This is a genomic window from Streptomyces sp. NPDC041135 (assembly GCF_055592085.1).
In genome coordinates this window covers 1-21791 of record NZ_JBVIYZ010000038.1, presented here as the reverse complement: position 1 = coordinate 21791, position 21791 = coordinate 1, and the positions used below count along the sequence as shown (strand labels likewise).

The 21791-nt window shown below is 74.0% G+C and carries 18 protein-coding genes; 11 read left to right on the top strand and 7 right to left on the bottom strand.

Going from position 1 to position 21791, the window contains the following annotated elements; translation table 11 throughout:
- Positions 1-154: 154 nt before the first annotated feature.
- The 3 genes from ACZ6CZ_RS35410 to ACZ6CZ_RS35400 form a co-directional block, all read right to left on the bottom strand.
- Entirely contained in the window at positions 155-823 is a 669-nt protein-coding gene (locus ACZ6CZ_RS35410) for a TetR/AcrR family transcriptional regulator (protein ID WP_469029701.1), read from the bottom strand.
- Positions 820-1653, bottom strand: coding sequence for a sugar phosphate isomerase/epimerase family protein (locus ACZ6CZ_RS35405; protein WP_469029698.1), 834 nt, complete (start codon positions 1651-1653; stop codon positions 820-822). Before ACZ6CZ_RS35405 ends, ACZ6CZ_RS35410 begins: the two co-directional genes overlap by 4 nt.
- A 339-nt stretch (positions 1654-1992) precedes the next feature.
- Positions 1993-2925, bottom strand: coding sequence for a Ppx/GppA family phosphatase (locus ACZ6CZ_RS35400; RefSeq protein WP_469029696.1), 933 nt, complete (start codon positions 2923-2925; stop codon positions 1993-1995).
- A gap of 71 nt (positions 2926-2996) precedes the next feature.
- Here ACZ6CZ_RS35400 and ACZ6CZ_RS35395 point away from each other — a divergent pair, with 71 nt between their 5' ends.
- Entirely contained in the window at positions 2997-3845 is an 849-nt protein-coding gene (locus tag ACZ6CZ_RS35395; RefSeq protein ID WP_469029693.1) for a DUF3109 family protein, read from the top strand.
- A 76-nt stretch (positions 3846-3921) separates the two neighbouring features.
- Here ACZ6CZ_RS35395 and ACZ6CZ_RS35390 read toward each other — a convergent pair whose 3' ends face one another.
- Complete coding sequence (locus ACZ6CZ_RS35390; protein ID WP_469029690.1) at positions 3922-5613, bottom strand: BACON domain-containing protein; 1692 nt, start codon at positions 5611-5613, stop codon at positions 3922-3924.
- 279 nt (positions 5614-5892) lie between these two features.
- On the opposite strand from ACZ6CZ_RS35390, the gene radA reads away from it, so the two are divergent.
- Both radA and disA read left to right on the top strand, forming a co-directional pair.
- Positions 5893-7302 carry a DNA repair protein RadA gene (radA, locus tag ACZ6CZ_RS35385; RefSeq protein ID WP_469029687.1) on the top strand — a complete coding sequence of 470 codons (1410 nt, stop codon included), beginning with the start codon at positions 5893-5895 and terminating at the stop codon, positions 7300-7302.
- 102 nt (positions 7303-7404) lie between these two features.
- Positions 7405-8529 carry a DNA integrity scanning diadenylate cyclase DisA gene (gene disA / locus ACZ6CZ_RS35380; protein WP_469029685.1) on the top strand — a complete coding sequence of 375 codons (1125 nt, stop codon included), beginning with the start codon at positions 7405-7407 and terminating at the stop codon, positions 8527-8529.
- Positions 8530-8611: 82 nt separating this feature from the next.
- On the opposite strand, the gene ACZ6CZ_RS35375 is transcribed toward disA, so the two are convergent.
- Positions 8612-9445, bottom strand: coding sequence for a hypothetical protein (locus ACZ6CZ_RS35375; protein ID WP_469029682.1), 834 nt, complete (start codon positions 9443-9445; stop codon positions 8612-8614).
- 269 nt (positions 9446-9714) lie between these two features.
- Here ACZ6CZ_RS35375 and ACZ6CZ_RS35370 point away from each other — a divergent pair, with 269 nt between their 5' ends.
- The 5 genes from ACZ6CZ_RS35370 (at position 9715) to cseC (ending at position 14128) form a co-directional block, all read left to right on the top strand.
- Positions 9715-10590 (top strand): HhH-GPD family protein, encoded by an 876-nt coding sequence (locus ACZ6CZ_RS35370; protein WP_469029680.1) that lies wholly within the window; start codon positions 9715-9717, stop codon positions 10588-10590.
- Between the two features lie 251 nt (positions 10591-10841).
- Positions 10842-11381 (top strand): SigE family RNA polymerase sigma factor, encoded by a 540-nt coding sequence (locus ACZ6CZ_RS35365; RefSeq protein ID WP_469029677.1) that lies wholly within the window; start codon positions 10842-10844, stop codon positions 11379-11381.
- Complete coding sequence (locus ACZ6CZ_RS35360) at positions 11369-12022, top strand: hypothetical protein (protein WP_469029676.1); 654 nt, start codon at positions 11369-11371, stop codon at positions 12020-12022. Before ACZ6CZ_RS35365 ends, ACZ6CZ_RS35360 begins: the two co-directional genes overlap by 13 nt.
- A 35-nt stretch (positions 12023-12057) precedes the next feature.
- The gene (gene cseB, locus ACZ6CZ_RS35355; protein ID WP_469029674.1) at positions 12058-12762 is read left to right on the top strand and encodes a two-component system response regulator CseB; all 705 of its coding nucleotides are present in this window, start codon (positions 12058-12060) and stop codon (positions 12760-12762) included.
- Between the two features lie 13 nt (positions 12763-12775).
- Positions 12776-14128 carry a two-component system sensor histidine kinase CseC gene (cseC, locus tag ACZ6CZ_RS35350; RefSeq protein ID WP_469029671.1) on the top strand — a complete coding sequence of 451 codons (1353 nt, stop codon included), beginning with the start codon at positions 12776-12778 and terminating at the stop codon, positions 14126-14128.
- Between the two features lie 95 nt (positions 14129-14223).
- Here cseC and ACZ6CZ_RS35345 read toward each other — a convergent pair whose 3' ends face one another.
- Positions 14224-15801, bottom strand: coding sequence for an MDR family MFS transporter (locus ACZ6CZ_RS35345; RefSeq protein WP_469029669.1), 1578 nt, complete (start codon positions 15799-15801; stop codon positions 14224-14226).
- Positions 15802-15947: 146 nt separating this feature from the next.
- Between ACZ6CZ_RS35345 and ACZ6CZ_RS35340 the strand changes: the two genes are divergently transcribed.
- The gene (locus ACZ6CZ_RS35340) at positions 15948-16547 is read left to right on the top strand and encodes a TetR/AcrR family transcriptional regulator (protein WP_469029666.1); all 600 of its coding nucleotides are present in this window, start codon (positions 15948-15950) and stop codon (positions 16545-16547) included.
- A gap of 63 nt (positions 16548-16610) precedes the next feature.
- Here the strand turns inward: ACZ6CZ_RS35340 and ACZ6CZ_RS35335 are convergent, their stop codons facing one another.
- Complete coding sequence (locus tag ACZ6CZ_RS35335; protein ID WP_469029663.1) at positions 16611-17162, bottom strand: M23 family metallopeptidase; 552 nt, start codon at positions 17160-17162, stop codon at positions 16611-16613.
- Between the two features lie 549 nt (positions 17163-17711).
- On the opposite strand from ACZ6CZ_RS35335, the gene ACZ6CZ_RS35330 reads away from it, so the two are divergent.
- On the top strand, positions 17712-20900 hold the full coding sequence (locus tag ACZ6CZ_RS35330; RefSeq protein ID WP_469029660.1) for an NACHT domain-containing protein: 3189 nt from the start codon (positions 17712-17714) through the stop codon (positions 20898-20900).
- A gap of 156 nt (positions 20901-21056) precedes the next feature.
- A complete protein-coding gene (locus ACZ6CZ_RS35325; RefSeq protein WP_469029656.1) occupies positions 21057-21701 on the top strand; it encodes an HAD family acid phosphatase in 645 nt (214 codons plus the stop codon).
- Positions 21702-21791 lie beyond the last annotated feature (90 nt).

The window sequence follows — 21791 nt, the reverse complement described above, 5'->3', positions numbered from 1 at the left end:
TTCTGACTCATGACGCTGGTTACGAGCGTACGCCGGTCATCCAGGGTTCGGGACGGGGTGTCCGGAATGCGGGACGCCCGTCTCGTCGCCCGGAGCGGCTCCGGACACCGCTCCACACCGGGAAGGGGCCGGTCAGGGGCTGGTCAGGGACCGGTCAGGGGCCGGTGAGGTGTCCCTGGACCACCGGCGCCACGCGGGCGACGATCTGCTCCAGGTCCGCCGACGCCAGCGGCTCCAGCTTGATCACGTACCGCATCATCGCGCACCCGACCAGCTGGGCGGCGGCGAGTTCGGCGCGCAGCTCGGCGTCGGGCAGGTCGAGCTGGTCGGCGATCCGGCGCAGCAGCTGGGCGGCGACCAGGCGGCGGAAGACGGCGGCGGCGCTGTCGTTGTTCACCGCCGAGCGCAGGATCGCCAGCAGCGGTGCCCTGCTCACCGGGTTCTCCCAGATGCCGAGGACGAAGCGGGTGAGCCGCTCCCCGACCTCGTCGGCGGGGCCGTCGGCGACCGCCTCGGGCGCCTCCAGCGCGGGCGCGAAGGCGATGGCGACGGCCGCCTCGAAGACCTGGTCCTTGGTGCCGAAGTAGTGGTGGACCAGGGCGGGGTCCACGCCGGCGGCCTTGGCGATGCCGCGGACGGACGTCTTGTCGTACCCGCGCTCGGAGAACTCCTCCCGGGCCACGGCCAGGATGTGCGCGCGGGTGTCGGCCGCCGCGTCGCGCCGCGGGCGCCCCCGGCTCCGCCGGACGGCGCCGGAACCACCGGCCGGGCCGGCTCCCGGGCCACCGGCCGCGGCGTCGGACGGGGCGTCCGGACCGGTCACCGCCGGGGCACCTTCGCGGTGGCGGCCAGGTGCAGCCGGGTGAAGGCCAGCGCCTCGGCGAGGTCGGCCTCCCGCTCGGCACCGGACATCGCGCGCCGGGTGTTGACCTCGATCACGACGTGCCCGTCGAAGCCGGTGACCGCGAGCCGCTCCAGCACGTCGGCGCAGGGCTGGGTGCCGCGACCGGGGACCAGGTGCTCGTCCTTGGCCGAGCCCCGGCCGTCGGCGAGGTGCACGTGGCCGAGGCGGTCGCCCATGCGCTCGAGCATGCCGAGGGCGTCCGAGCGGGCGGTCGCGGTGTGGCTGAGATCGATCGTGAAGTGCCGGTAGTCGTCGTTGGTGACGTCCCAGTCGGGGGCGTAGGCGAGCATCTCGCGGTCGCGGTAGCGCCAGGGATACATGTTCTCGACAGCGAACCGCACGTCCGTCTCGTCCGCCATCCGCCAGATCCCGGTGACGAAGTCGCGGGCGTACTGGCGCTGCCAGCGGAACGGCGGGTGCACGACGACCGTGCTCGCCCCGAGCTTTTCGGCGGCCGCCCGGGCGCGCTGGAGCTTGGTCCAGGGATCGGTGGACCACACCCGCTGGGTGATCAGCAGACAGGGGGCGTGGACGGCCAGGATCGGCATCCGGTGGTAGTCCGAGAGGCGGCGCAGGGCCTCGATGTCCTGACTGACCGGGTCGGTCCACACCATGACCTCGACGCCGTCGTACCCGAGGCGCGCGGCGATCTCGAAGGCCGTCGCCGTCGACTCCGGGTAGACGGAGGCCGTGGACAGCGCGACCTTCGCATCCGGAACTCGGACGGTGACGTCCCTTGGTTTGGCCACGAGGGACAGATTACGGGGTGACGTCGGCTGGAGTGGCGGGGCCGGGGTGCGTATGCGCCATTGTGGGATAGCTCATGTCAGGCCGTCCGGGGGGCGGTCCGCCCGCCCCGACGCCGTGACGGGGCCGGGGCGTTGGCGGGTACGCGTGCGTTGCCCCTGGTCGGGGTCGTCGTGGGCGCGCGGCGCCGGCGAGGGAGTGGTCATCGCGGGTCGCGCGGTCTCGGCGTGGGTGCGGTCGCCGTAGGGCACGCACGGCGAGGGTGCGGCCGTCGTGGGGCGCGCGCGGCCAGGGGGCGGCCGTCGTGGGGCGCGCGCGGCCAGGGGGCGCCGCCGCCGTTCCTACGCCGTCCCCATGTGGTCCAGGCGCCGCAGGATCACGCCCTCCCGCAGGGCCCAGGGGCAGATCTCCACGCAGTCCACGCCGAACAGGTCCATCGCGCCCTCGGCGACCAGCGCGCCCGCGAGGAGCTGGCCGGCGCGGCTATCGGAGACCCCGGGGAGTTCGGCGCGCTGGGCGGCGGTCATGCCGGCCAGTCGGGGCACCCAGGCCTCCAGGGACTCGCGCTTGAGCTCGCGCTGCACGTAGAGGCCCTCGGCGGACCGTGCCGCGCCGGCCATGCGGGCCAGCTGCCGGAAGGTCTTGGAGGTGGCGACCACGTGGTCGGGGGCGCCGAAGCGGCTGAACTCGCCGACCGTCCGCGCGATCTGGGCGCGTACATGGCGGCGCAGCGCCCGTATCTCGTCGCTGCCGGGCGGGTCGCCGGGCAGCCAGGCGGCGGTGAGCCGGCCGGCGCCGAGCGGCAGCGAGGCGACCGCGTCGGGTTCCTCGTCGATGCCGTAGGCGATCTCGAGGGAGCCGCCGCCGATGTCCAGGACCAGCAGTTTCCCGGCGGACCAGCCGAACCAGCGGCGGGCGGCGAGGAAGGTGAGCCGGGCCTCCTCGGCGCCGCTGAGGACCTGGAGCCGCACGCCGGTGCCGGCCTGCACGCGCGCGAGGACGTCATCGGCGTTGGAGGCCTCGCGCACGGCCGAGGTGGCGAACGGCAGCAGGTCCTCGACGCCCTTGTCCTCGGCGGCCTGGAGCGCCTCGCGGACGACGCCGATCAGACGCTCCACGCCGTCGTCACCGATCGCCCCGTCCTCGTCGAGGAGTTGGGCCAGGCTCAGCTCCACCTTGTGCGAGTGCGCGGGCAGCGGGCGCGCACCGGGGTGCGCGTCCACCACCAGCAGGTGCACCGTGTTGCTTCCCACGTCCAGGACACCGAGTCTCATGGGCGGAACGCTACTGCCCGCGGCGCCGGGGACCGTGCCCGGAGCGGCGGCGGGCGACTTACCCTGGACGGGTGCCAAAGACGAAAAAGGCGAAGACCGACAAATCGGCCAAGGGTTCTTCGCGCGCGAAGGCGGCCACACCCGCGCAGGCGGCGGCGGTGAGCGACGAGCAGGGGCTCGACTTCGCCCGCGCGTGGGTGGAGTTTCCCGATCCGGCGGACGACGAGCAGGTCTTCCGGTGCGACCTGACCTGGCTGACCTCTCGCTGGAACTGCATCTTCGGCAGCGGCTGCCAGGGCATCCAGGCGGGCCGCGCGGCCGACGGGTGCTGCACGCTGGGCGCCCACTTCTCCGACGAGGACGACGAGAAGCGGGTCGCCGGGCATGTGGCCCGGCTCACGCCGGAGATCTGGCAGCACCACGACGAGGGCCTGCGCGGCGGCTGGGTGGCGCAGGACGAGGAGGGCTCGCGGCAGACCCGCCCGTACGAGGGCTCGTGCATCTTCCAGAACCGGCCCGGCTTCCCCGGCGGCGCGGGCTGCTCGCTGCACATCCTCGCCCTGCGGGAGGGCCGGGAGCCGCTGGAGACCAAGCCGGACGTCTGCTGGCAGCTGCCGGTCCGGCGCACCTACGACTGGATCGACCGGCCCGACGACACACGGGTGCTCCAGGTCTCCATCGGCGAGTACGACCGCCGGGGCTGGGGTCCTGGCGGTCATGACCTGCACTGGTGGTGCACGTCGGCGACCTCGGCGCACGGGGCCGGGGACCCGGTGTACGTCTCCTACCGGGCCGAGCTGACGGAGCTGATGGGCAAGGCCGGCTACGACCGCCTGGCCGAGCTGTGCGAGCGGCGGCTGGCGTCCCAGCTGCCGCTGGTGGCGCCGCACCCGGCGGACCCGGCCACCCCGGCCGGATAGCGCGCGCCCCGGGCGGTCCGGGCGGTCCGCACGGCCCAGGGGGCCCGGGTGGTCCGGCTGCCGCGCCGGCCGGCCGTCACTGGCCCTCGGGCGGGCTGGGCGTGCCGTCGCCGGCCGGGGGCGGTGTGGCGTCCCCGGGAGCGGACGGGCCCGGGTCGGAGGGGGTGGGCGTCGGGGTCGGTGTGGGGTCGGCCGGCGAGGGGGGCTCGCTGGAGGGCGGGTCACTGGGCGTGGAGCCGGTGGGCCGGGGGCCGGGGGCGGAGGTCGGGGGCGGGGCGGTGGGGCCGGTGGGCGCGCTGCCGTGTCCGTCGATGGTGACCACGGCGCCGGCCGGGGAGATCGCCACCCGGGCGCTCCAGTGGCCGGACGGCTCGCGCAGATGGTCGACGTACACCCGCACCGTCAAGGTCTCGCCGGGCCGCAGGGTGCCCGCTGAGCGGCTGAGGTAGAGCCAGGGCGCCGAGGTGGTGGCGGACCAGTGCACCGGTGCGGACCCGGAGGCGGTGAGCGTGACGAGCGTGGTGTCGCCGCTGGTGCCGGCCGCCACGTCGAGGTGTCCCGCGCCCTTGTGGCCGGCTCCGGCGACGCTGACGACCTCCACGGACACGTCCGGCCGGCCGTCCTTGGAGGAGGTGGGGCCGGGGGCGCCGGCGTTCCCGGCGTTGCGGTAGCCGCCGGCCGTCTCCCCGTCGGGGCTGCCGCCGTGTGCCTCCCGCGCGGTCGCGGCGGGGCCGTCCTGGCCCTCGGTCCCGGGTGAGCCCCGGTAGGCGGCCCACAGGGCGAGGACGGGCGCGGCGACGACGGTGGCGACGACGGTCGTGGTCACCGCACGCGCGCGCAGCCGGTCCCGGCGGGCGGCGCGGTCCTTGGGGTCCATCGGGAAGCCGCGCCGGTCGAAGCGCGGGACGGCCGTGCCCCGCGCGCGCGGGGGGTGCGCCAGGGCGACGTGCAGGTCCGCGCGGGGCGCCTCCAGGACGGGCAGCTCGGCGGGCGTGACCATGACGCCGGGCCACCGGCCGGGGGCCGCGCGCTCGGCGGTGCGGCGGCAGCGCGGGCAGTCGTCGACGTGCCGGACCAGTTCCCGGCGCAGGGCGGCGGAGAGCACCAGCTGGCTGTCGCCGGTGAGGTGCGACACGCTCGGGCAGCCGCCGGTCTCGACGACGGCGAGGGCCGCGCGGGTGCGCTCCACCTCGCAGGCGGCGGAGGCGAGCAGTTCCCGGGCGGCGGCCGGTTCGAGGCCCAGCACGGCGGCGACCTCGTGGGCGGCGAGCCGGTGGCGGACGGCGAGTTCGAGCGCCTCACGCTGCTCCGGGGTGGTACCGGCCGCCTCCGGCCAGGCGAGCAGGGCGAGTTCGCGGCGCCGCCGCTCCTGCGCCTCCGTGGCGGCGGGCGGCTCGGCGGCCTGCCGCCGCGGGGCTCCGGCGCGGCCTGCCGCGTGAGTGGCCTGACGTTTCTGCTTGGCCTCGGTGAGCTTGCGCAGACAGGCCCAGCGGGCCAGCGCGTACAGCCAGGCCCGGCGGTCCCCGGGCGCCTCCGGGACGCGCTGCCCGCGCCGCTCGGCCAGCGCGAGGACGTCACCCAGGGCGGCGGTGGCCGCGTCGTGGTCGCACAGCACCGACAGGCAGTAGGTGAACAGACCGTCCAGGTACGGCTCGTAGCGCGCCGGCGGCCGCTGCGCGATCGTGCGCGCGGCAGCTCGGTCGCGCGCCTCACGCTGCGCCCGGTGTGCGCCGGTGGCGCGGGTCGAGATCTGCGGACTGCTGCTCATCACCCGTGCGACCGTAGGCGGCGGCGGAACGTACCTTCTTGCGGCTTGAGCACTTTTAATCCGTACGGGTGAAACGATCCCTCAATAGGGGACACGAACCCCGTATTCCGCGGCTCGATCCCGACGGGTGATGGCCGGTACCCGGTCACCCACACCCCGTCACCTGGCCCGGCCGGGGCCGCGGCGGCGCGTGACCGGGGCGGGCGGTACGGGCGCGGGACGGAGCGGCGGAACGGGCGCGGCCGGGGCGCTGTCAGTGGCACGGGCTACGGTTTCCGCATGGCTGCCCGTACCAAGACCACCAAGGACCGTCCGTCCTACCGCTGCACCGAGTGCGGCTGGCAGACGGCCAAGTGGCTCGGCCGGTGCCCCGAGTGCCAGGCGTGGGGGACCGTCGAGGAGTACGGCGCGCCCGCGGTGCGCACGACGACGCCGGGCCGCGTCACCACCTCCGCGCTGCCCATCGGCCAGGTCGACGGCAGCCAGGCCACCGCCCGCCCGACCGGCGTGCCGGAGCTGGACCGGGTGCTCGGCGGCGGGCTCGTGCCGGGCGCGGTCGTGCTGCTGGCCGGGGAGCCGGGTGTGGGCAAGTCCACGCTGCTGCTGGACGTGGCGGCGAAGTCGGCGAGCGCGGAGCACCCCACCCTCTACGTGACCGGCGAGGAGTCGGCGAGCCAGGTCAGGATGCGCGCCGACCGCATCAAGGCCATCGACGACCACCTCTACCTGGCCGCGGAGACGGACCTCGCGGCCGTCCTCGGGCACCTGGACGCGGTGCGGCCGTCCCTGCTGATCCTCGACTCGGTGCAGACGGTCGCCTCACCGGAGATCGACGGGGCGCCCGGCGGCATGGCCCAGGTGCGGGAGGTGGCCGGGGCGCTGATCCGCGCCTCCAAGGAGCGCGGCATGTCCACGCTGCTGGTGGGCCACGTCACCAAGGACGGCGCCATCGCGGGCCCCCGCCTGCTGGAGCACCTGGTGGACGTCGTCCTGCACTTCGAGGGCGACCGGCACGCGCGGCTGCGCCTGGTCCGCGGCGTCAAGAACCGGTACGGCGCCACCGACGAGGTCGGCTGCTTCGAGCTGCACGACGAGGGCATCACGGGCCTCGCCGACCCGAGCGGGCTCTTCCTTACCAGACGGGACGAACCGGTCCCGGGCACCTGTCTGACGGTGACCCTGGAGGGCCGCCGCCCTCTGGTGGCGGAGGTGCAGGCGCTGACCGTCGACTCCCAGATCCCCTCGCCCCGCCGGACCACCTCCGGTCTGGAGACCTCCCGGGTGTCGATGATGCTCGCGGTGCTGGAGCAGCGCGGCCGGATCAGCGCGCTGGGCAAGCGGGACATCTACTCCGCGACGGTCGGCGGCGTGAAGCTGTCGGAGCCCGCCGCCGACCTGGCCATCGCGCTGGCCCTGGCCTCGGCGGCCAGCGACACCCCGCTGCCGAAGAACCTGGTCGCGATCGGTGAGGTGGGGCTCGCGGGCGAGGTCAGACGGGTCACGGGCGTGCAGCGCAGGCTCGCCGAGGCGCACCGGCTGGGCTTCACGCACGCGCTGGTGCCGGGTGATCCCGGCAAGGTCCCGGCCGGCATGAAGGTGCTGGAAGTCGCCGACATGGGGGACGCGCTGAGGGTGCTGCCGCGCTCCCGTCGCCGAGAGGCCCCACGGGAGGCGGAGGACCGCCGGTAGACTTTGCCCTGGTCTCGCCCGTCCGTACGAACAGAGTGCGGGGATCCGTACGAACGCAGTGCGGGACGGCGGCGCCCCAGAACCCGCGACCGGAGGAGTGCAGTGGCAGCCAACGACCGGGCAGCAGCTCCCGGAAAGTCCGGTGGGAGTTCCGGCGCCGATGGCCTGATGCGCGCCTCCCTGAGCGCCGTGGCTCCCGGTACGCCCCTGCGCGACGGCCTCGAGCGGGTGCTGCGCGGCAACACCGGCGGGCTGATCGTGCTCGGCTCCGACAAGACGGTCGAGTCGATGTGCACCGGCGGTTTCGTGCTGGGCGTGGAGTTCACCGCCACCCGGCTGCGCGAGCTGTGCAAGCTGGACGGCGGCATCGTGCTGTCCTCGGACCTGTCGAAGATCCTCCGGGCCGGTGTGCAGCTGCTGCCCGACCCCACGATCCCCACCGAGGAGACCGGCACCCGGCACCGCACCGCGGACCGGGTCTCCAAGCAGGTCGGCTTCCCCGTGGTCTCCGTCTCCCAGTCGATGCGGCTGATCGCCCTGTACGTCGACGGGCAGCGGCGCGTGCTGGAGGACTCGGCGGCGATCCTGTCCCGCGCCAACCAGGCGCTGGCCACCCTGGAGCGGTACAAGCTGCGCCTGGACGAGGTCGCGGGCACGCTGTCGGCGCTGGAGATCGAGGACCTGGTGACGGTCCGGGACGTCTCCGCCGTCGCCCAGCGGCTGGAGATGGTCCGCCGCATCGCCACCGAAATCGCCGAATACGTGGTCGAACTGGGCACCGACGGCCGTCTGCTCGCCCTTCAGCTGGACGAGTTGATCGCCGGTGTGGAGCCCGAGCGCGAACTGGTCGTGCGGGACTACGTCCCCGAGCCCACCGCCAAGCGCTCCCGCACGGTCGACGAGGCGCTGGCCGAGCTGGACGCGCTCTCCCACGCCGAACTGCTGGAGATGCCCACGGTGGCGCGGGCGCTGGGCTACACGGGCTCCCCGGAGACCCTGGACTCCGCGGTGTCGCCGCGCGGCTTCCGTCTGCTGGCGAAGGTGCCGCGGCTGCCCCGCGCCATCATCGACCGGCTGGTGGAGCACTTCGGCGGCCTGCAGAAGCTGCTCGCCGCGAGCGTGGACGACCTGCAGACGGTCGACGGCGTCGGCGAGGCCCGGGCCCGGAGCGTCCGCGAGGGCCTGTCGCGGCTGGCGGAGTCGTCGATCCTGGAACGCTACGTCTGAGCCGTTCGCGGCCGGGCGCCGTCCGGCGCCGCCCGCGGCGGGCCGGTCGGGCCGGTCCGGCCGCCGGGGCGCTGCGGCCGTCTCAGTCGGCCGACAGCACGAACGAGGTCTGCGCCTTGGCGAAGCCCGGTGCCTTCGCCTCCACCAGGTACGTCCCCGCCCCGGCCGAGCCCGCCGGGGGCGTCGCGCACTGCGGGGCGCTCGGCCTGCGGTCCCATGTGACGGTGTAGGTGATGCTGCTGCCCCCCGGCACCCGGTACAGCAGGCTCGCGGCGCCCTTCGGGCAGTCGGCCGACGACCAGTAGGTGTCGCTGCTGTCGGCGGGCGTGATCGACAACACCGCGCCCTTCGGCCCGAGATCGACCTTGCAGTCACCGGACGCCGTGTTCTTCACGGTGAGTTCGAAGGCCGGCTTCTGGTCGGGCGAGTAGGTGTTGTGCAGGCTGCGCAGGCTCAACGTGACCGGCCCGGAGGCGCAGTTCGGCAGGGACGAGGAGGCGGGCAGCGCGTCGCCGGAACCGACACCACCGGTGCCGGAACCGGTGCCGGAACCCGAGCCGCCGCCGGTACCCCCGGCACCACCCGCCGCGGTGCCCGAGCCCGAGCCGCCGCCCGCGGCCCCGCCCGCCCCGGCGGAGCCGGAGCCCGGACCTCCGGCGTCCCCGCCGCCCGACTCGTCGCGGCCGCCCGGGTGTTGGCTGATCGCCGACCCCGACTCGGAGGGTCCCGGTGTGATCGTGGAGGCGGGATTCTTGCCGTTGTCCCCGCCGGCGCCGTTGCCGCCGCCCCCGCCGCCCGAGACGACGATCCACAGGGCCAGCAGCGCCACCAGGGCGACCACCGACAGCAGAACGACCCTCCGTCGCCAGTAGATGGAGGAGGGAAGCGGCCCGACCGGATTGCGCAGAGATCCCACGCCGCAAACTGTACGAGAGATCGTCGCGCTTGCCCGCGCCACCCGCCGTCCGCAACTAACTTTTCCGGATCATCATTCCGCAACTGCCCTCCGCGGCGCCTCCCTTCACCCCCCGCGCCTCCCCGCGCCTCCCCACACCCCCCGTCTCCACCCCGTCCTCGCCCGGCGCCCGCACCGGCCCGGCCGGCGCCGGCGGGCCCATGACGGGGCCGCCCGTCCCCGGTGTCGCCGCCCGGCGTCCCGGCAACCCGTGGCAGGATCGGAAGGCCATGACTGAGAAGCTCCACGCCCCCGTGATCACCTGGTTCGACACGCACGCCCGCGACCTGCCCTGGCGCCGCCCGGAGGCGGGACCGTGGGGGGTGATGGTCAGCGAGTTCATGCTCCAGCAGACGCCCGTCAACCGGGTCCTGCCCGTCTACGAGCACTGGCTGGCCCGCTGGCCGCGCCCCGCCGACCTCGCCGCCGACGCGCCCGGGGAGGCGGTCCGCGCCTGGGGCCGGCTCGGCTACCCGCGCCGCGCCCTGCGCCTGCACGGGGCGGCGGTCGCCATAACGGAACGGCACGGCGGCGACGTACCGACCGACCACGCGCAGCTGCTGGCGCTGCCCGGCATCGGCGAGTACACGGCGGCCGCGGTGGCCTCCTTCGCCTACGGGCAGCGGCACGCGGTGCTGGACACCAACGTCCGCCGGGTGCTGGCGCGGGCGGTCGGCGGGGTGCGGTACCCGCCGAACGCCACCACGGCCGCCGAGCGCAGGCTGGCGCGCGAGCTGCTGCCCGAGGACGAGGGCACCGCCGCGCGCTGGGCGGCCGCCTCCATGGAGCTGGGCGCGCTGGTGTGCACGGCGAAGAACGAGCGCTGCGACCGGTGCCCGATCGCCGGCCTGTGCGCCTGGCGCCTGGCCGGCAAACCGGAGCACGCCGGCCCGCCGCGCCGCGGCCAGACCTACGCCGGAACAGACCGCCAGGTCCGCGGCAAGCTGCTCGCCGTGCTGCGGGAAGCGCACGCCCCCGTGGCGCAGGCGGTGCTCGACCGGGTGTGGCACGAGCCGGTGCAGCGCGCCCGGGCGCTCGACGGGCTCGTCACCGACGGTCTGGTCGAGCCGCTGCCGGGCGGCCTGTACCGCCTGCCGCTCGGCTGACGCACGGCCGCCGCACAGCCGCCCCCGGGTGTGTCACCGGACCACCCGGCCGCCTAATCCCCCCATAACGGGGCGAATCACGACGCGCCCCTACCCCGGACCGCCGTCCGTTACACAACCGACGGACAGCCGATTGCTTCCCGCAGGCTGCCTCGGACAGCCCCGTGACAACGCCTCCGTAGCTTCGTTCCCGGCACGCGGCACAGGAGCGGGCCTCGGGGAAGACGACGGGGAACGGGAGGCGGTCGATCATGGCGCAGGGCGAGGTGCTCGAGTTCGAGGAGTACGTCCGTACGCGGCAGGACGCGCTGCTGCGCAGTGCGCGCCGGCTGGTGCCGGACCCGGTCGACGCCCAGGACCTGCTGCAGACGGCGCTGGTGCGCACGTACGGCCGCTGGGACGGCATCGCCGACAAGCGGCTGGCGGACGCCTATCTGCGCCGGGTCATGATCAACACGCGGACCGAGTGGTGGCGGGCGCGCAAGCTGGAGGAGGTCCCGACCGAGCAGCTGCCGGAGGCACCCGTCGAGGACGCCACCGAACAGCACGCCGACCGGGCCCTGCTGATGGACGTCATGAAGGTGCTGGCACCGAAGCAGCGCAGTGTCGTGGTGCTGCGACACTGGGAGCAGATGTCCACGGAGGAGACGGCCGCCGCCCTCGGCATGTCGGCCGGAACGGTCAAGAGCACGCTGCACCGGGCGCTCGCCCGGCTCCGCGAGGAGCTGGAGGCGCGCGACCTGGACGCACGCGCGCTGGAGCGTGAGGAGCGGGAGCGTTGCGCGGCCTGACCGGCGCGGTGTCCACCCGGGCCCGGGTGACCTTCCAGGCGGCGACCACGGCGGCGGCCGTGCTCGCCGCCCTCGCCCTGTTCGTCTCCGCCTGCGCCACCGGAGGCACCGGCGCCCGTGACGAGGGCCCGGCGCACGCCGACGCGGTGGCGGGTGCCGCCGCCACCCCGGCGGCCGCCCCGAGCGGCTCCTACCGGCGGGTGGACGCGGTGGCGCTGGTCAAGAGCGACCCGCGGGTCTCGGCGGCGGTCAAGCAGGACCTGCGGGCCTGTTCCGGCGACGAGTACCCGGTGGACGTCTCCTACGGCCGCCTCACCGGCGGCTCGGCCGAGGACATCGTGGTGAACGTACTGACCTGCGGCGACGCGGTCGGCGTGGGGTCGTACGTGTACCAGCGCCGCAGCGGCTCGTACCGCAACGTCTTCACCAGCGAGGAGTCTCCGGTCTACGCGGAGATCGACCGCGGCGACCTGACGGTGACCAAGCAGGTCTACGAGAAGGGCGACCCGGTGAGCAGCCCGTCCGGTGAGAACGTGATCACCTATGGCTGGACCGGCGGCCGCTTCGTCCAGCGCGACTTCCACCACACCGACTACAGCAGCGCCGTCGGCGGCGGCCCCAGTGCCGCGCCGGCCACCTGACCGCGCCGCGCACCACGAGGACTGAGAGCACCGGGATGGCAGACCAGACCCACGTCCTGTTCGTCGAGGACGACGACGTCATCCGCGAGGCCACCCAGCTCGCCCTGGAGCGGGACGGCTTCGCGGTCACCGCCATGCCCGACGGCCTGTCCGGACTGGCGGCGTTCCGCGCCGACCGCCCGGACATCGCGCTGCTCGACGTCATGGTCCCGGGCCTGGACGGGGTCAGCCTGTGCCGGCGCATCCGGGACGAGTCGACCGTGCCGGTGATCATGCTGTCGGCCCGCGCGGACTCCATCGACGTCGTGCTGGGCCTGGAGGCGGGCGCCGACGACTACGTGACCAAGCCGTTCGACGGGGCCGTCCTGGTCGCCCGCATCCGCGCGGTCCTGCGCCGCTTCGGGCACGCCGGCGGCGCCGCGCGGGCCGGTGAGCCCGGTGGGGCGGTCAACGGCGGCGCGCTGGCCTTCGGCGACCTGGAGATCGACACCGAGGGCATGGAGGTGCGCCGGGCCGGCCGGCCGGTGGCGCTCACCCCGACCGAGATGCGGCTGCTGCTGGAGTTCTCCTCGGCGCCGGGCACGGTCCTGTCCCGCGACAAGCTGCTGGAGCGCGTCTGGGACTACGGGTGGGGCGGGGACACCCGGGTCGTCGACGTCCATGTGCAGCGGCTGCGCACGAAGATCGGCCAGGACCGGATCGAGACGGTCCGCGGCTTCGGCTACAAGTTGAAGGCCTGAGCGGGGCAGGGGCATGCGGGGGATCTTTCGGCGTCCGGTGCGGCGCGTGGAGCGCGCGGGGCTGCGGACCGGGCTCAGATGGAAGCTGAGCGCCGCCATCGCGCTGGTGGGCGCGCTGGTGGCGATCGCGCTCAGCCTGGTCGTGCACAACGCCGCGCGGGTGTCGATGCTGGACAACGCGCGCGACCTGGCCAACGAGCGGGTGCAGATCGCCCAGCGCAACTACGAGCTGGCCGGGCGCCCCAACTTCCCCAACATCAAGATCGACGACCCGGAGCTGCCGTCCGCGCTGCGGGAGAAGGTCGAGGCCGGGCGCCGGGCCTCCTACGTCAGCGACCACCCCGGGAACATGCCGGACATCTGGGCGGCCGTGCCGGTCAAGGACGGGCACGTGCTGTCCCTGCACAGCGCCTTCCCGGACCGCAGCACCGACGTGATGAAGGACCTGGACCAGGCCCTGGTCATCGGGTCCATCGCGGTCGTCCTCGGCGGCAGCGCGCTCGGCGTGCTCATCGGCGGGCAGCTGTCGCGGCGGCTGCGCAAGGCGGCGGCCGCGGCCAACCAGGTCGCCAAGGGCGAGACCGAGGTACGGGTGCGGGAGGCCATCGGCGGGGTCGTACGGGACGAGACCGACGACCTGGCGCGCGCGGTGGACGCCATGGCCGACGCGCTCCAGCAGCGGCTGGAGGCCGAGCGGCGGGTCACCGCCGACATCGCGCACGAGCTGCGCACCCCGGTGACCGGGCTGCTGACCGCCGCCGAGCTGCTCCCGCCGGGCCGGCCGACCGAGCTGGTGCTGGACCGCGCCAAGGCGATGCGCACCCTCGTCGAGGACGTCCTGGAGGTGGCCCGCCTCGACGGCGCCTCGGAGCGGGCGGAGTTGCAGGACCTGCTGCTGGGCCAGTTCGTCGCCCGGCGCGTGGCGGCCAAGGACCCCGCCGTCACCGTACGGGTGGTGCACGAGTCGGAGGTCACCACCGACCCGCGGCGCCTGGAGCGGGTGCTGTTCAACCTGCTCGCCAACGCCGCCCGGCACGGCAGGCCGCCGATCGAGGTCACCGTCGAGGGCCGGGTGATCCGGGTACGCGACCACGGGCCCGGCTTCCCCGAGGCGCTGCTGGCGGAGGGGCCGAGCCGTTTCCGCACCGGCAGCAGGGACCGCGCCGGGCAGGGCCACGGGCTGGGGCTGACCATCGCCGCGGGCCAGGCCCGGGTGCTCGGCGCCCGGCTCACCTTCCGCAACGTACGGCCCGCCGGGGCGCCCGCGCACCTTCCGGCCGAGGGGGCGGTGGCGGTCCTGTGGCTGCCGGAGCACGCGCCGACCAGCACCGGCAGCTATCCGATGCTGCCGCCTTCGGGGGCCTGACCGCCCCACCGCGACGGGGCGAGGGGGCCGGGGTACGGCGAAGGCCCCCGGGGCGGACACCGCCGGGGGCCTTCGGACGGGGCACAGGGGCCGGATCAGACGGCCTCGATCACCGGGGCCGGTACCGGGTCGCCGTCCTGCGCGGGCGCCTGGGGGCCGCCCTTGAGCGGAACCTCCTTCACGAACAGCGCCGACACCAGCACGATCACCGCGATGACCGCGCCGAGCAGGAACGCCGCGTGGGTGCCGGAGGACACCGCGTGCTGGTACGCCTCCCGCGCCGCCGCCGGCAGCTTGGCCAGGCTGGCCGCGTCCAGCTGCGGGGACTGCTGGGTGACCTTGGAGCCCAGCGCCCCGGCCCGCTCGGACATGACGTCCTGGACCCGGTGGTTGAACAGCGCGCCCATGATGGCCACACCGAAGGAGGAGCCGAGCGTACGGAACAGGGTGGTGGAGGAGGACGCCACACCCATGTCCTTCATCTGCACGCTGTTCTGCGCGACCAGCATCGTCACCTGCATCAGGCAGCCCATGCCGGCGCCGAGCACCGCCATGTAGATGCCCGAGGTCAGCCGGGTCGTGCCGGTGTCCATCAGCGACAGCAGGTACAGGCCGACGATCATCAGGGCGCCGCCGGTGATCGGGAAGACCTTGTAGCGGCCGCTGTTGGTGGTGACCCGGCCGGCGACCATCGAGGTGACCAGCATCGCGCCGAGCATCGGCAGGAGCAGCAGCCCGGAGTTGGTCGCGGACGCGCCCTGCACCGACTGCTGGTAGAGCGGCAGGAAGAGGGTCGCGCCGAACATCACGAAGCCGGTGACGAAGCCGATGAGCGACATCAGGGTGAAGTTGCGGCTGCGGAAGATGTGCAGCGGCAGCACCGGCTCGGCGGCCTTGGTCTGCCAGAACACGAACCCGATGAGCGCGACGACACCGATGCCGATCAGCTCCATGATCCGCGCGGAGGACCAGGCGTACTCGGTGCCGCCCCAGGTGGTGACCAGCACGATCGAGGTGATGCCGATGGTGAGCAGCGCGGCGCCGAGGTAGTCGATGCTCGCCTCGGCCCGCTTCTTCGGCAGGTGCAGCACGACGCTGACCAGCACCAGCGCGACCGCGCCGAGCGGCAGGTTGATGTAGAACGACCAGCGCCAGCCCCAGTTGTCGGTGATGGTGCCGCCGACCAGCGGTCCGCCGATCATCGCCAGCGCCATGACGCCGGCCATCATGCCCTGGTACTTGCCGCGCTCGCGGGGCGGTATCAGGTCGCCGATGATCGCCATGACGCCGACCATCAGACCGCCGGCGCCGAGTCCCTGCACGGCCCGGAACCCGATCAGCTGGCCCATGTCCTGGGCCATGCCGCTGAGCGCGGAGCCGATCAGGAAGATCACGATCGAGGTCAGGAAGGCGCCCTTGCGCCCGTACATGTCGCCGAGCTTGCCCCAGAGCGGGGTCGCCGCGGCGGTCGCCAGGGTGTACCCGGTCACCACCCACGAGAGGTGCTCCAGGCCTCCCAGCTCACCGACGATCGTCGGCATCGCCGTGCCCACGATCATGTTGTCGAGCATCGCGAGCATCATCGCGATCATCAGGGCGAGCAGGACCACCCGCACGCTCCTGGGCCGCTTGCCGTCCGTCGCGGGTGCCGCCTCGGCCACCGTGTCCGCCATCGTCTCTTCCACTCCCCCTGCGGCCGTACTTACTTGCCGCCCGGCTAGTTGACTACACTGGGAAGTTAGACCGTCAACTAGCCGGGCGTCAAGTAAGTTCGGACGGGCGGCAGGCACGTATCGCGCGAGTCACGAGGAGTACGAGGATGGGCGGCACCATGGACGGCACCAAGCACCAACGCCGCGGCAACACCCGCCAGCGCATCCAGGACGTGGCCCTCGAACTCTTCACCGAGCACGGCTACGAGAAGACCTCGCTGCGCGAGATCGCCGAGCGCCTCGACGTGACCAAGGCCGCCCTGTACTACCACTTCAAGACCAAGGAAGAGATCATCGTCAGTCTCTTCGCGGACCTGACGCGGCCGATGCAGGAACTGATCGAGTGGGGCCGCGAGCAGCCGCACACCCTGGAGACCAAGCAGGAGATCGTACGGCGCTACAGCCGGACGCTGGTCGACGCGGAACCGCTGTTCCGCTTCATGCAGGAGAACCAGGCGACCGTGCGGGACCTGCGCATCGGCGACGCCTTCAAGGACCGGATGCGCGGCCTGCGGGACATCATCGTCGACCCGGAGGCACCCCTGGTCGACCAGGTGCGCTGCGTCAGCGCCCTCTTCACGCTGCACGCGGGCATGTTCGTCATGCAGGACGTCGAAGGCGACTTCGAGAAGAAGCGCGAGGCCGTTCTCGAAGTCGCCGTGGACCTCGTCACGCAGGCACACCACCGCGCCCGCGGGGAGAGCTAGAGCCTTTCATCCGGATCAGGCCGAATGAGTCCGGATGAGACCGGATGAGACCGGAGCAGGCGGTCAGACCTTGACGCCGTGGGCGTGCAGGAAGGCGACCGGGTCGACGGCGGAGCCGTAGTTCGGGGTGGTGCGGATCTCGAAGTGCAGGTGCGGGCCGGTGGAGTTGCCGGTGCTGCCCGAGAGGGCGATGTGCTGGCCGGTCTTCACGATCTGGCCGACCTTGACGTCGATCCGGGACAGGTGCGCGTACTGCGAGTACGTGCCGTTGCCGTGCTTGATGACGATGGCGTTGCCGTACGCGGGACCGTCACCGGCGCCGTTGGGGCCCGCCTTGGCGACCGTGCCGCCGTGCGCCGCGAGGACCTCGGTACCGGTCGGCACGGCGAAGTCCTGACCGCTGTGCTTGGCGACCCAGTGGCTGCCGGCCTGGGCGAAGCTCGCCGAGAGGGTGTACTTCTTCACCGGGTCGATCCAGGAGGTGGCGGACGGCGCTGCGGCGCTCGCGACTCCGGTCCCCAGCACGGCCGTGGCGCCCAGGCCGGCGGCCAGGACGGCCACGCGGCTGCGGAGCGCGGACGTACGGGAAGAGCGGGACGTGAAGCGCTGGAACATCGAAACCTCGTGTCTTCGGGAACGGGATGGGCCGCCCGGCGGACCGGGGTTCGCTGGGCGACGTCATCCTTGGTAACCGCCCCGGCCGCCCCGGCTCAAACGGCCCTCCTACGGCGTCCGGTAGTAGGAGGGCACCTCCCGGCCCGGCTCTTGACAGGGTCCGCGGGCCACGGAGAGGCAGGCCGCGACGTCGGTCTTTGCCGAACGGTTGACGGGTGAACGTCCCTTTTTGACTGGGTTCCATGTCCCACTATCTTGTGTAGTAACGGACATTTCGCCTGTGCGGCATGTCACCGGCCGCCGTGATCCACGGACACCGGAATGTGACCGGCGCTACGCTGACCTGCGGTCACGCGACGACGGGGGTTGAGCGGGGATGGACACTGCGGTGTGCGGCACGAGGCTCGCGCCGGCCGTGGCCGGCGGGGCCCGTGCGGGCGAGCGGTACGGGCAGCCGGCCGGCCGCTGTGCGGGCCCGCCCGGAAAGCGGCCGCGGGACGGCGGCGAGCCGGTACGCGGGACCGGCCGGCCGAGCGAGGGGAGCGTCCTGTGGAACCCGTGACGGCGGCCGCCAAGCTCGCTTCCAGTGCCGTGACCCCCCTGATCAGGAAACTCTTCACCGCCGACCCCGCCCCGGGCGCCGCCCTCGCGGACCGGCCCGTCCGCATCTCCGCCCTCGTCTCCTTCACGGGCGAGCACCGCAGCCTCACCCGCCGCGACCTGGACCGGCTCGCCACCACGCTGGTGGACCGCGCGCTGGCCGCCGGCTCCCCCGCCGAGCCCGCCGTCGCCCCCGGCTCCCGCGAACCGCTCGTGCACGCGCTGGCCGACACCCTGCACGCCCTCGGCGACCTCACCCTCACGGACGTACAGGCCGTCGAACTGGGCCACGAGGCCCTCGCCGCCGCCCTCCGCTCCGCCGCCGGCGACCCGGCCCGGGACCTCCCCGCCGACGCCGCCCACCTGCACGCGAGCCTGCTGACCACCGCCTGCCTGCACATCCTCGACTTCTTCACCCGGCGCTCGGCCTTCGTCGCCCGCACGCTCGTGGAGCAGACCCGGCGGCAGAGCGAACTCATCGCCAAGGTGGACGCGCTGATCGCCCGCACCCCGCCACCGGACGGCACCGACACCGCCTTCGAGCGCCGCTACCTCGACCACACCGCCACCCGGCACGGCCGGCTCACCATCTACGGCATCGACCTGGCCGACTCCCCCGACCGCTGGCCCCTGGACGCCGCCTACCTCAGCCTGCGGGCGGTGGACCGCACCGAGGACACCGAGGCCACCGGCGCGGACGGCCTCCCCCCGGCCGCCCCGGCCGCACCGGTCCCCCGGCCGGCCGAGGAGGCGCTGGCCGACCACCCGCGCGTGCTGCTGCGCGGCGTCGCCGGCTCCGGCAAGACCACGCTGGTGCAGTGGCTCGCGGTCACCGCGGCCCGCGGCGAGCGCGGCGGCCTGATCCCCTTCGTCCTGCCGCTGCGCACCCTGGTCCGCCGCCCGGGCGGCCTCCCCGCGCCGGACGCCTTCCTGGACGCCGTCCGGGTGCCGTTCCACGCCGCCCAGCCCGCCGGCTGGGCGGACCGCGTCCTGCGCGGGCGCCGCGCGCTGCTGCTGATCGACGGCGTCGACGAGATCCCCGAGCGGGAGCGGGAGCGCACCCGCCGCTGGCTGCGCGACCTGCTGGACGCCTATCCCGGCAACCGGTGGCTGGTGACCTCCCGCCCCTCCGCCGTACGGGAGGACTGGCTCGCCTCCGACGGCTTCACGGAGCTGGCCCTGGCCCCGATGGACCCCGGCGACGTGGCCGCCTTCGTCACCCGCTGGCACACCGCCGCCCGGGCCGGCGCCCCCGAGGACGCGCACGAGCGCCTCGACGGCTACCGGCGCACCCTGCTCGACGCCCTGCGCACCAAGCCGGACCTCGCTCGCCTCGCCACCAACCCCCTGATGTGCGCGCTCATTTGCGCCCTGCACCGCGACCGGCGCGGCTATCTCCCGCACGGCCGACAGGAGTTGTACGACGCCGCCCTGTCGATGCTGCTCGTGCGCCGGGACCTGGAGCGGGACATGTTCGCCGCTTGCAGGTCCGAGTCCGGCTCCCTGGCCGGCCCGGAGGCCGGGTCCGATGAGGTGCGCCTCGGTGAACTCCCGCAGATCCAGCTGCTCCAGCGGCTCGCCTACTGGCTGATCCGCAACGGCCAATCCGAGCTGGACCTGGAGCGCGCGCAGCGGATCGTCGCCGACGTCCTGCCCTCCCTGCCCGCCGCCGCGACCCAGGGTGACGCCCGCGGCGTCCTCGGCCATCTGCTGCTGCGCAGCGGCCTGCTGCGCGAACCGGCGCCCGGCACCGTCGAGTTCGTGCACCGGACCTTCCAGGACTACCTGGGCGCCCGGGCGGCCGTGGAGGACGGCGACTTCGGGCTGCTGGTGCGGGGCGCGGCGGACGAGCAGTGGGCGGACGTGATCCGGATGGCCGTCGCCCATGCCCGGCCGCGCGAACGGGCCCGGCTGCTCGGCGATCTGACGGAGTCGGCGCGGCGGTTGCCGGCCGCGGCGAGCACCCGGGTACGGCTGCTCGCGCTGACCTGCCTGGAGCACGCCACCCAGCTCGACCCCGGCGTGCGGGCGGCGGTGCAGGAGAGCGCGGCGGCCCTGGTCCCGCCCCGCACCACCCAGGAGGCCCGTGTGCTCGCCTCGGCGGGGCCGGCGGTCCTGGAGCTGCTGCCGGGCCCCGAGGGGCTGAGCGACGCCGAGGCCCGGGCGGTGGTCGTCACCGCGTCGCTCGTCGGCACGGACGCGGCGGTGCCGGTGCTGGCGCGCTTCCGGGAGCATCCGGCGGTGACCGTGCGCGCCCAGCTGACCTGGACCTGGCACCGGTTCCCCACCGGCCCCTACGGGCGGGAGATCATCGCCCGGCTGCCCGAGGGAGACCTGTTCTTCACCGCCCACTCGGTGGAGCAGCTGCGCTTCCTGCGCGAGCTGGGCGGGCGCCCGGCCCAGCAGGTCGTCGGCGACGTCGACCCCGGCGAGCTGGCCGCCGCCCTGGTCCCGGACCGGGTGGTCGAGCTGCACGTGCGCGACAACGGGCTGCTGGACGGCCTGGCGGCCCTGGCGCCGCTGCGCCGGCTCGGCCACCTGGTCCTCGGCAACTGCCCGCGCGTGGACGACCTCAGCCCGCTGGCCGGCCTGCCGGTGACCCGGCTGTCCTTGAACCGGATGCGCTCCCTGGAACGCCCCGGGGCGCTGGCCCCGCTCGCCGGCTCGCCGGGCCTGCGCGACCTCGACATCGGCATGCTGCTGGCCGCCGGCAGCCTCGACGAGGCCCTGCCGCGGGACGTACCGCTGCGCTTCCTGCGGTTCACCAGGAACGCCCTGCACCACACCGGCCTGCGCGGACTGCACCGCCTGCGGTCGCTGCGGCGGCTGAGCCTGGGCCTGCTGGACACGCCCCTGTCCGCCGAGGACCACGAGGAGATCGCCCGGCTGGCCGCCCTGGAGGAGCTGCGGCTCGTCTGGGACGCCGTCCACTGGGCGGGGCCGCCGCTGCCCGGCGTCCGCGCCCTGCGGCTGTACATGTTCACGGGCCAGGAGGACCTGACCGCGGTGCCCGTGCTCTTCCCGGACCTGCGCCGCGTGGAGATCTCCCTGGCCGCGGACACCGGCGAGTTGCCCCCGGAGGCCTTGGCACCGCTGCCGGTCACCCCGGTCGTCACCCGGGCGACCAGCATGGTGTGACGCACGTCTCTGTACGCCTACCCCTCGGTAACCCTACGGTTCCCCTCGCGCCACCCTCAGCAACGAGCATGCTCCCAGAGCTGGCATGCCCCTGACACGGCCATGCCCTGACACAGGCAGCGTACGGATCACGCGTACGACGTGAGAGGACCCCAGATGACCCCCACGACGAACAGCCGCCCCTGGGCGCGCCGCACGTCCGTCACCGCCGTCTGCGTGGCCGCGCTCGCCGCGCTCGCCGCCCCGGCCCACGCGGCGACGGACACCGCCGGAGCGGCCGCCACGGCCCCGGCCGCGGCCGCCGCCGCGGTCGACTACCCCACCTGGCAGCAGGACTGCCGGGCGGTCATGGACCAGGCCCTGCCCTACCTGCGGGACCGGATCGCCACCGCCCGGCCGGGCGAGAAGCAGGCGATCGTCCTCGACGTCGACAACACCGCCCTGGAGACCGACTTCGGCTTCCATTTCCCGCAGCCCGCCAACCGGCCCGTGCTGGACGTCGCCGAGTACGCCCAGGAGCACGGCGTCGCGCTGTTCTTCGTCACCGCCCGGCCGGGCATCGTCTCCGCGCCCACCGAGTGGAACCTCGAACACGACGGCTACGACGTCTCCGGCCTGTACGTGCGCGGCTTCCTGGACCTGTTCAAGGACGTCGCCGCCTACAAGACCGCCCAGCGGGTGGCCATCGAGAACAAGGGCTACACGGTCATCGCGAACATCGGCAACAGCGCCACCGACCTCTCCGGCGGCCACGCCGAGAAGACGTTCAAGCTGCCCGACTACGGCGGCCAGCTGTCCTAGGTGTATTGATCACGAGCGTTGTTGACAGACCCGGGGTCTTGAACATGGCGAAGACCTCCGATGTGGTGGAGCTGTCTAGGAACACACCGC

What these genes read in the sequence shown, in the direction of transcription:
- ACZ6CZ_RS35400 (WP_469029696.1), bottom strand. Translation starts at nt 2,925, where the DNA reads ATGAGACTCGGTGTCCTGGACGTGGGAAGCAACACGGTGCACCTGCTG.
- ACZ6CZ_RS35325 (WP_469029656.1), top strand. Translation starts at nt 21,057, where the DNA reads ATGACCCCCACGACGAACAGCCGCCCCTGGGCGCGCCGCACGTCCGTC.
- ACZ6CZ_RS35335 (WP_469029663.1), bottom strand. Translation starts at nt 17,162, where the DNA reads ATGTTCCAGCGCTTCACGTCCCGCTCTTCCCGTACGTCCGCGCTCCGC.
- cseB (WP_469029674.1), top strand. Translation starts at nt 12,058, where the DNA reads ATGGCAGACCAGACCCACGTCCTGTTCGTCGAGGACGACGACGTCATC.
- cseC (WP_469029671.1), top strand. Translation starts at nt 12,776, where the DNA reads ATGCGGGGGATCTTTCGGCGTCCGGTGCGGCGCGTGGAGCGCGCGGGG.
- ACZ6CZ_RS35365 (WP_469029677.1), top strand. Translation starts at nt 10,842, where the DNA reads ATGGCGCAGGGCGAGGTGCTCGAGTTCGAGGAGTACGTCCGTACGCGG.
- ACZ6CZ_RS35345 (WP_469029669.1), bottom strand. Translation starts at nt 15,801, where the DNA reads ATGGCGGACACGGTGGCCGAGGCGGCACCCGCGACGGACGGCAAGCGG.
- ACZ6CZ_RS35370 (WP_469029680.1), top strand. Translation starts at nt 9,715, where the DNA reads ATGACTGAGAAGCTCCACGCCCCCGTGATCACCTGGTTCGACACGCAC.
- radA (WP_469029687.1), top strand. Translation starts at nt 5,893, where the DNA reads ATGGCTGCCCGTACCAAGACCACCAAGGACCGTCCGTCCTACCGCTGC.
- ACZ6CZ_RS35390 (WP_469029690.1), bottom strand. Translation starts at nt 5,613, where the DNA reads ATGAGCAGCAGTCCGCAGATCTCGACCCGCGCCACCGGCGCACACCGG.
- ACZ6CZ_RS35340 (WP_469029666.1), top strand. Translation starts at nt 15,948, where the DNA reads ATGGGCGGCACCATGGACGGCACCAAGCACCAACGCCGCGGCAACACC.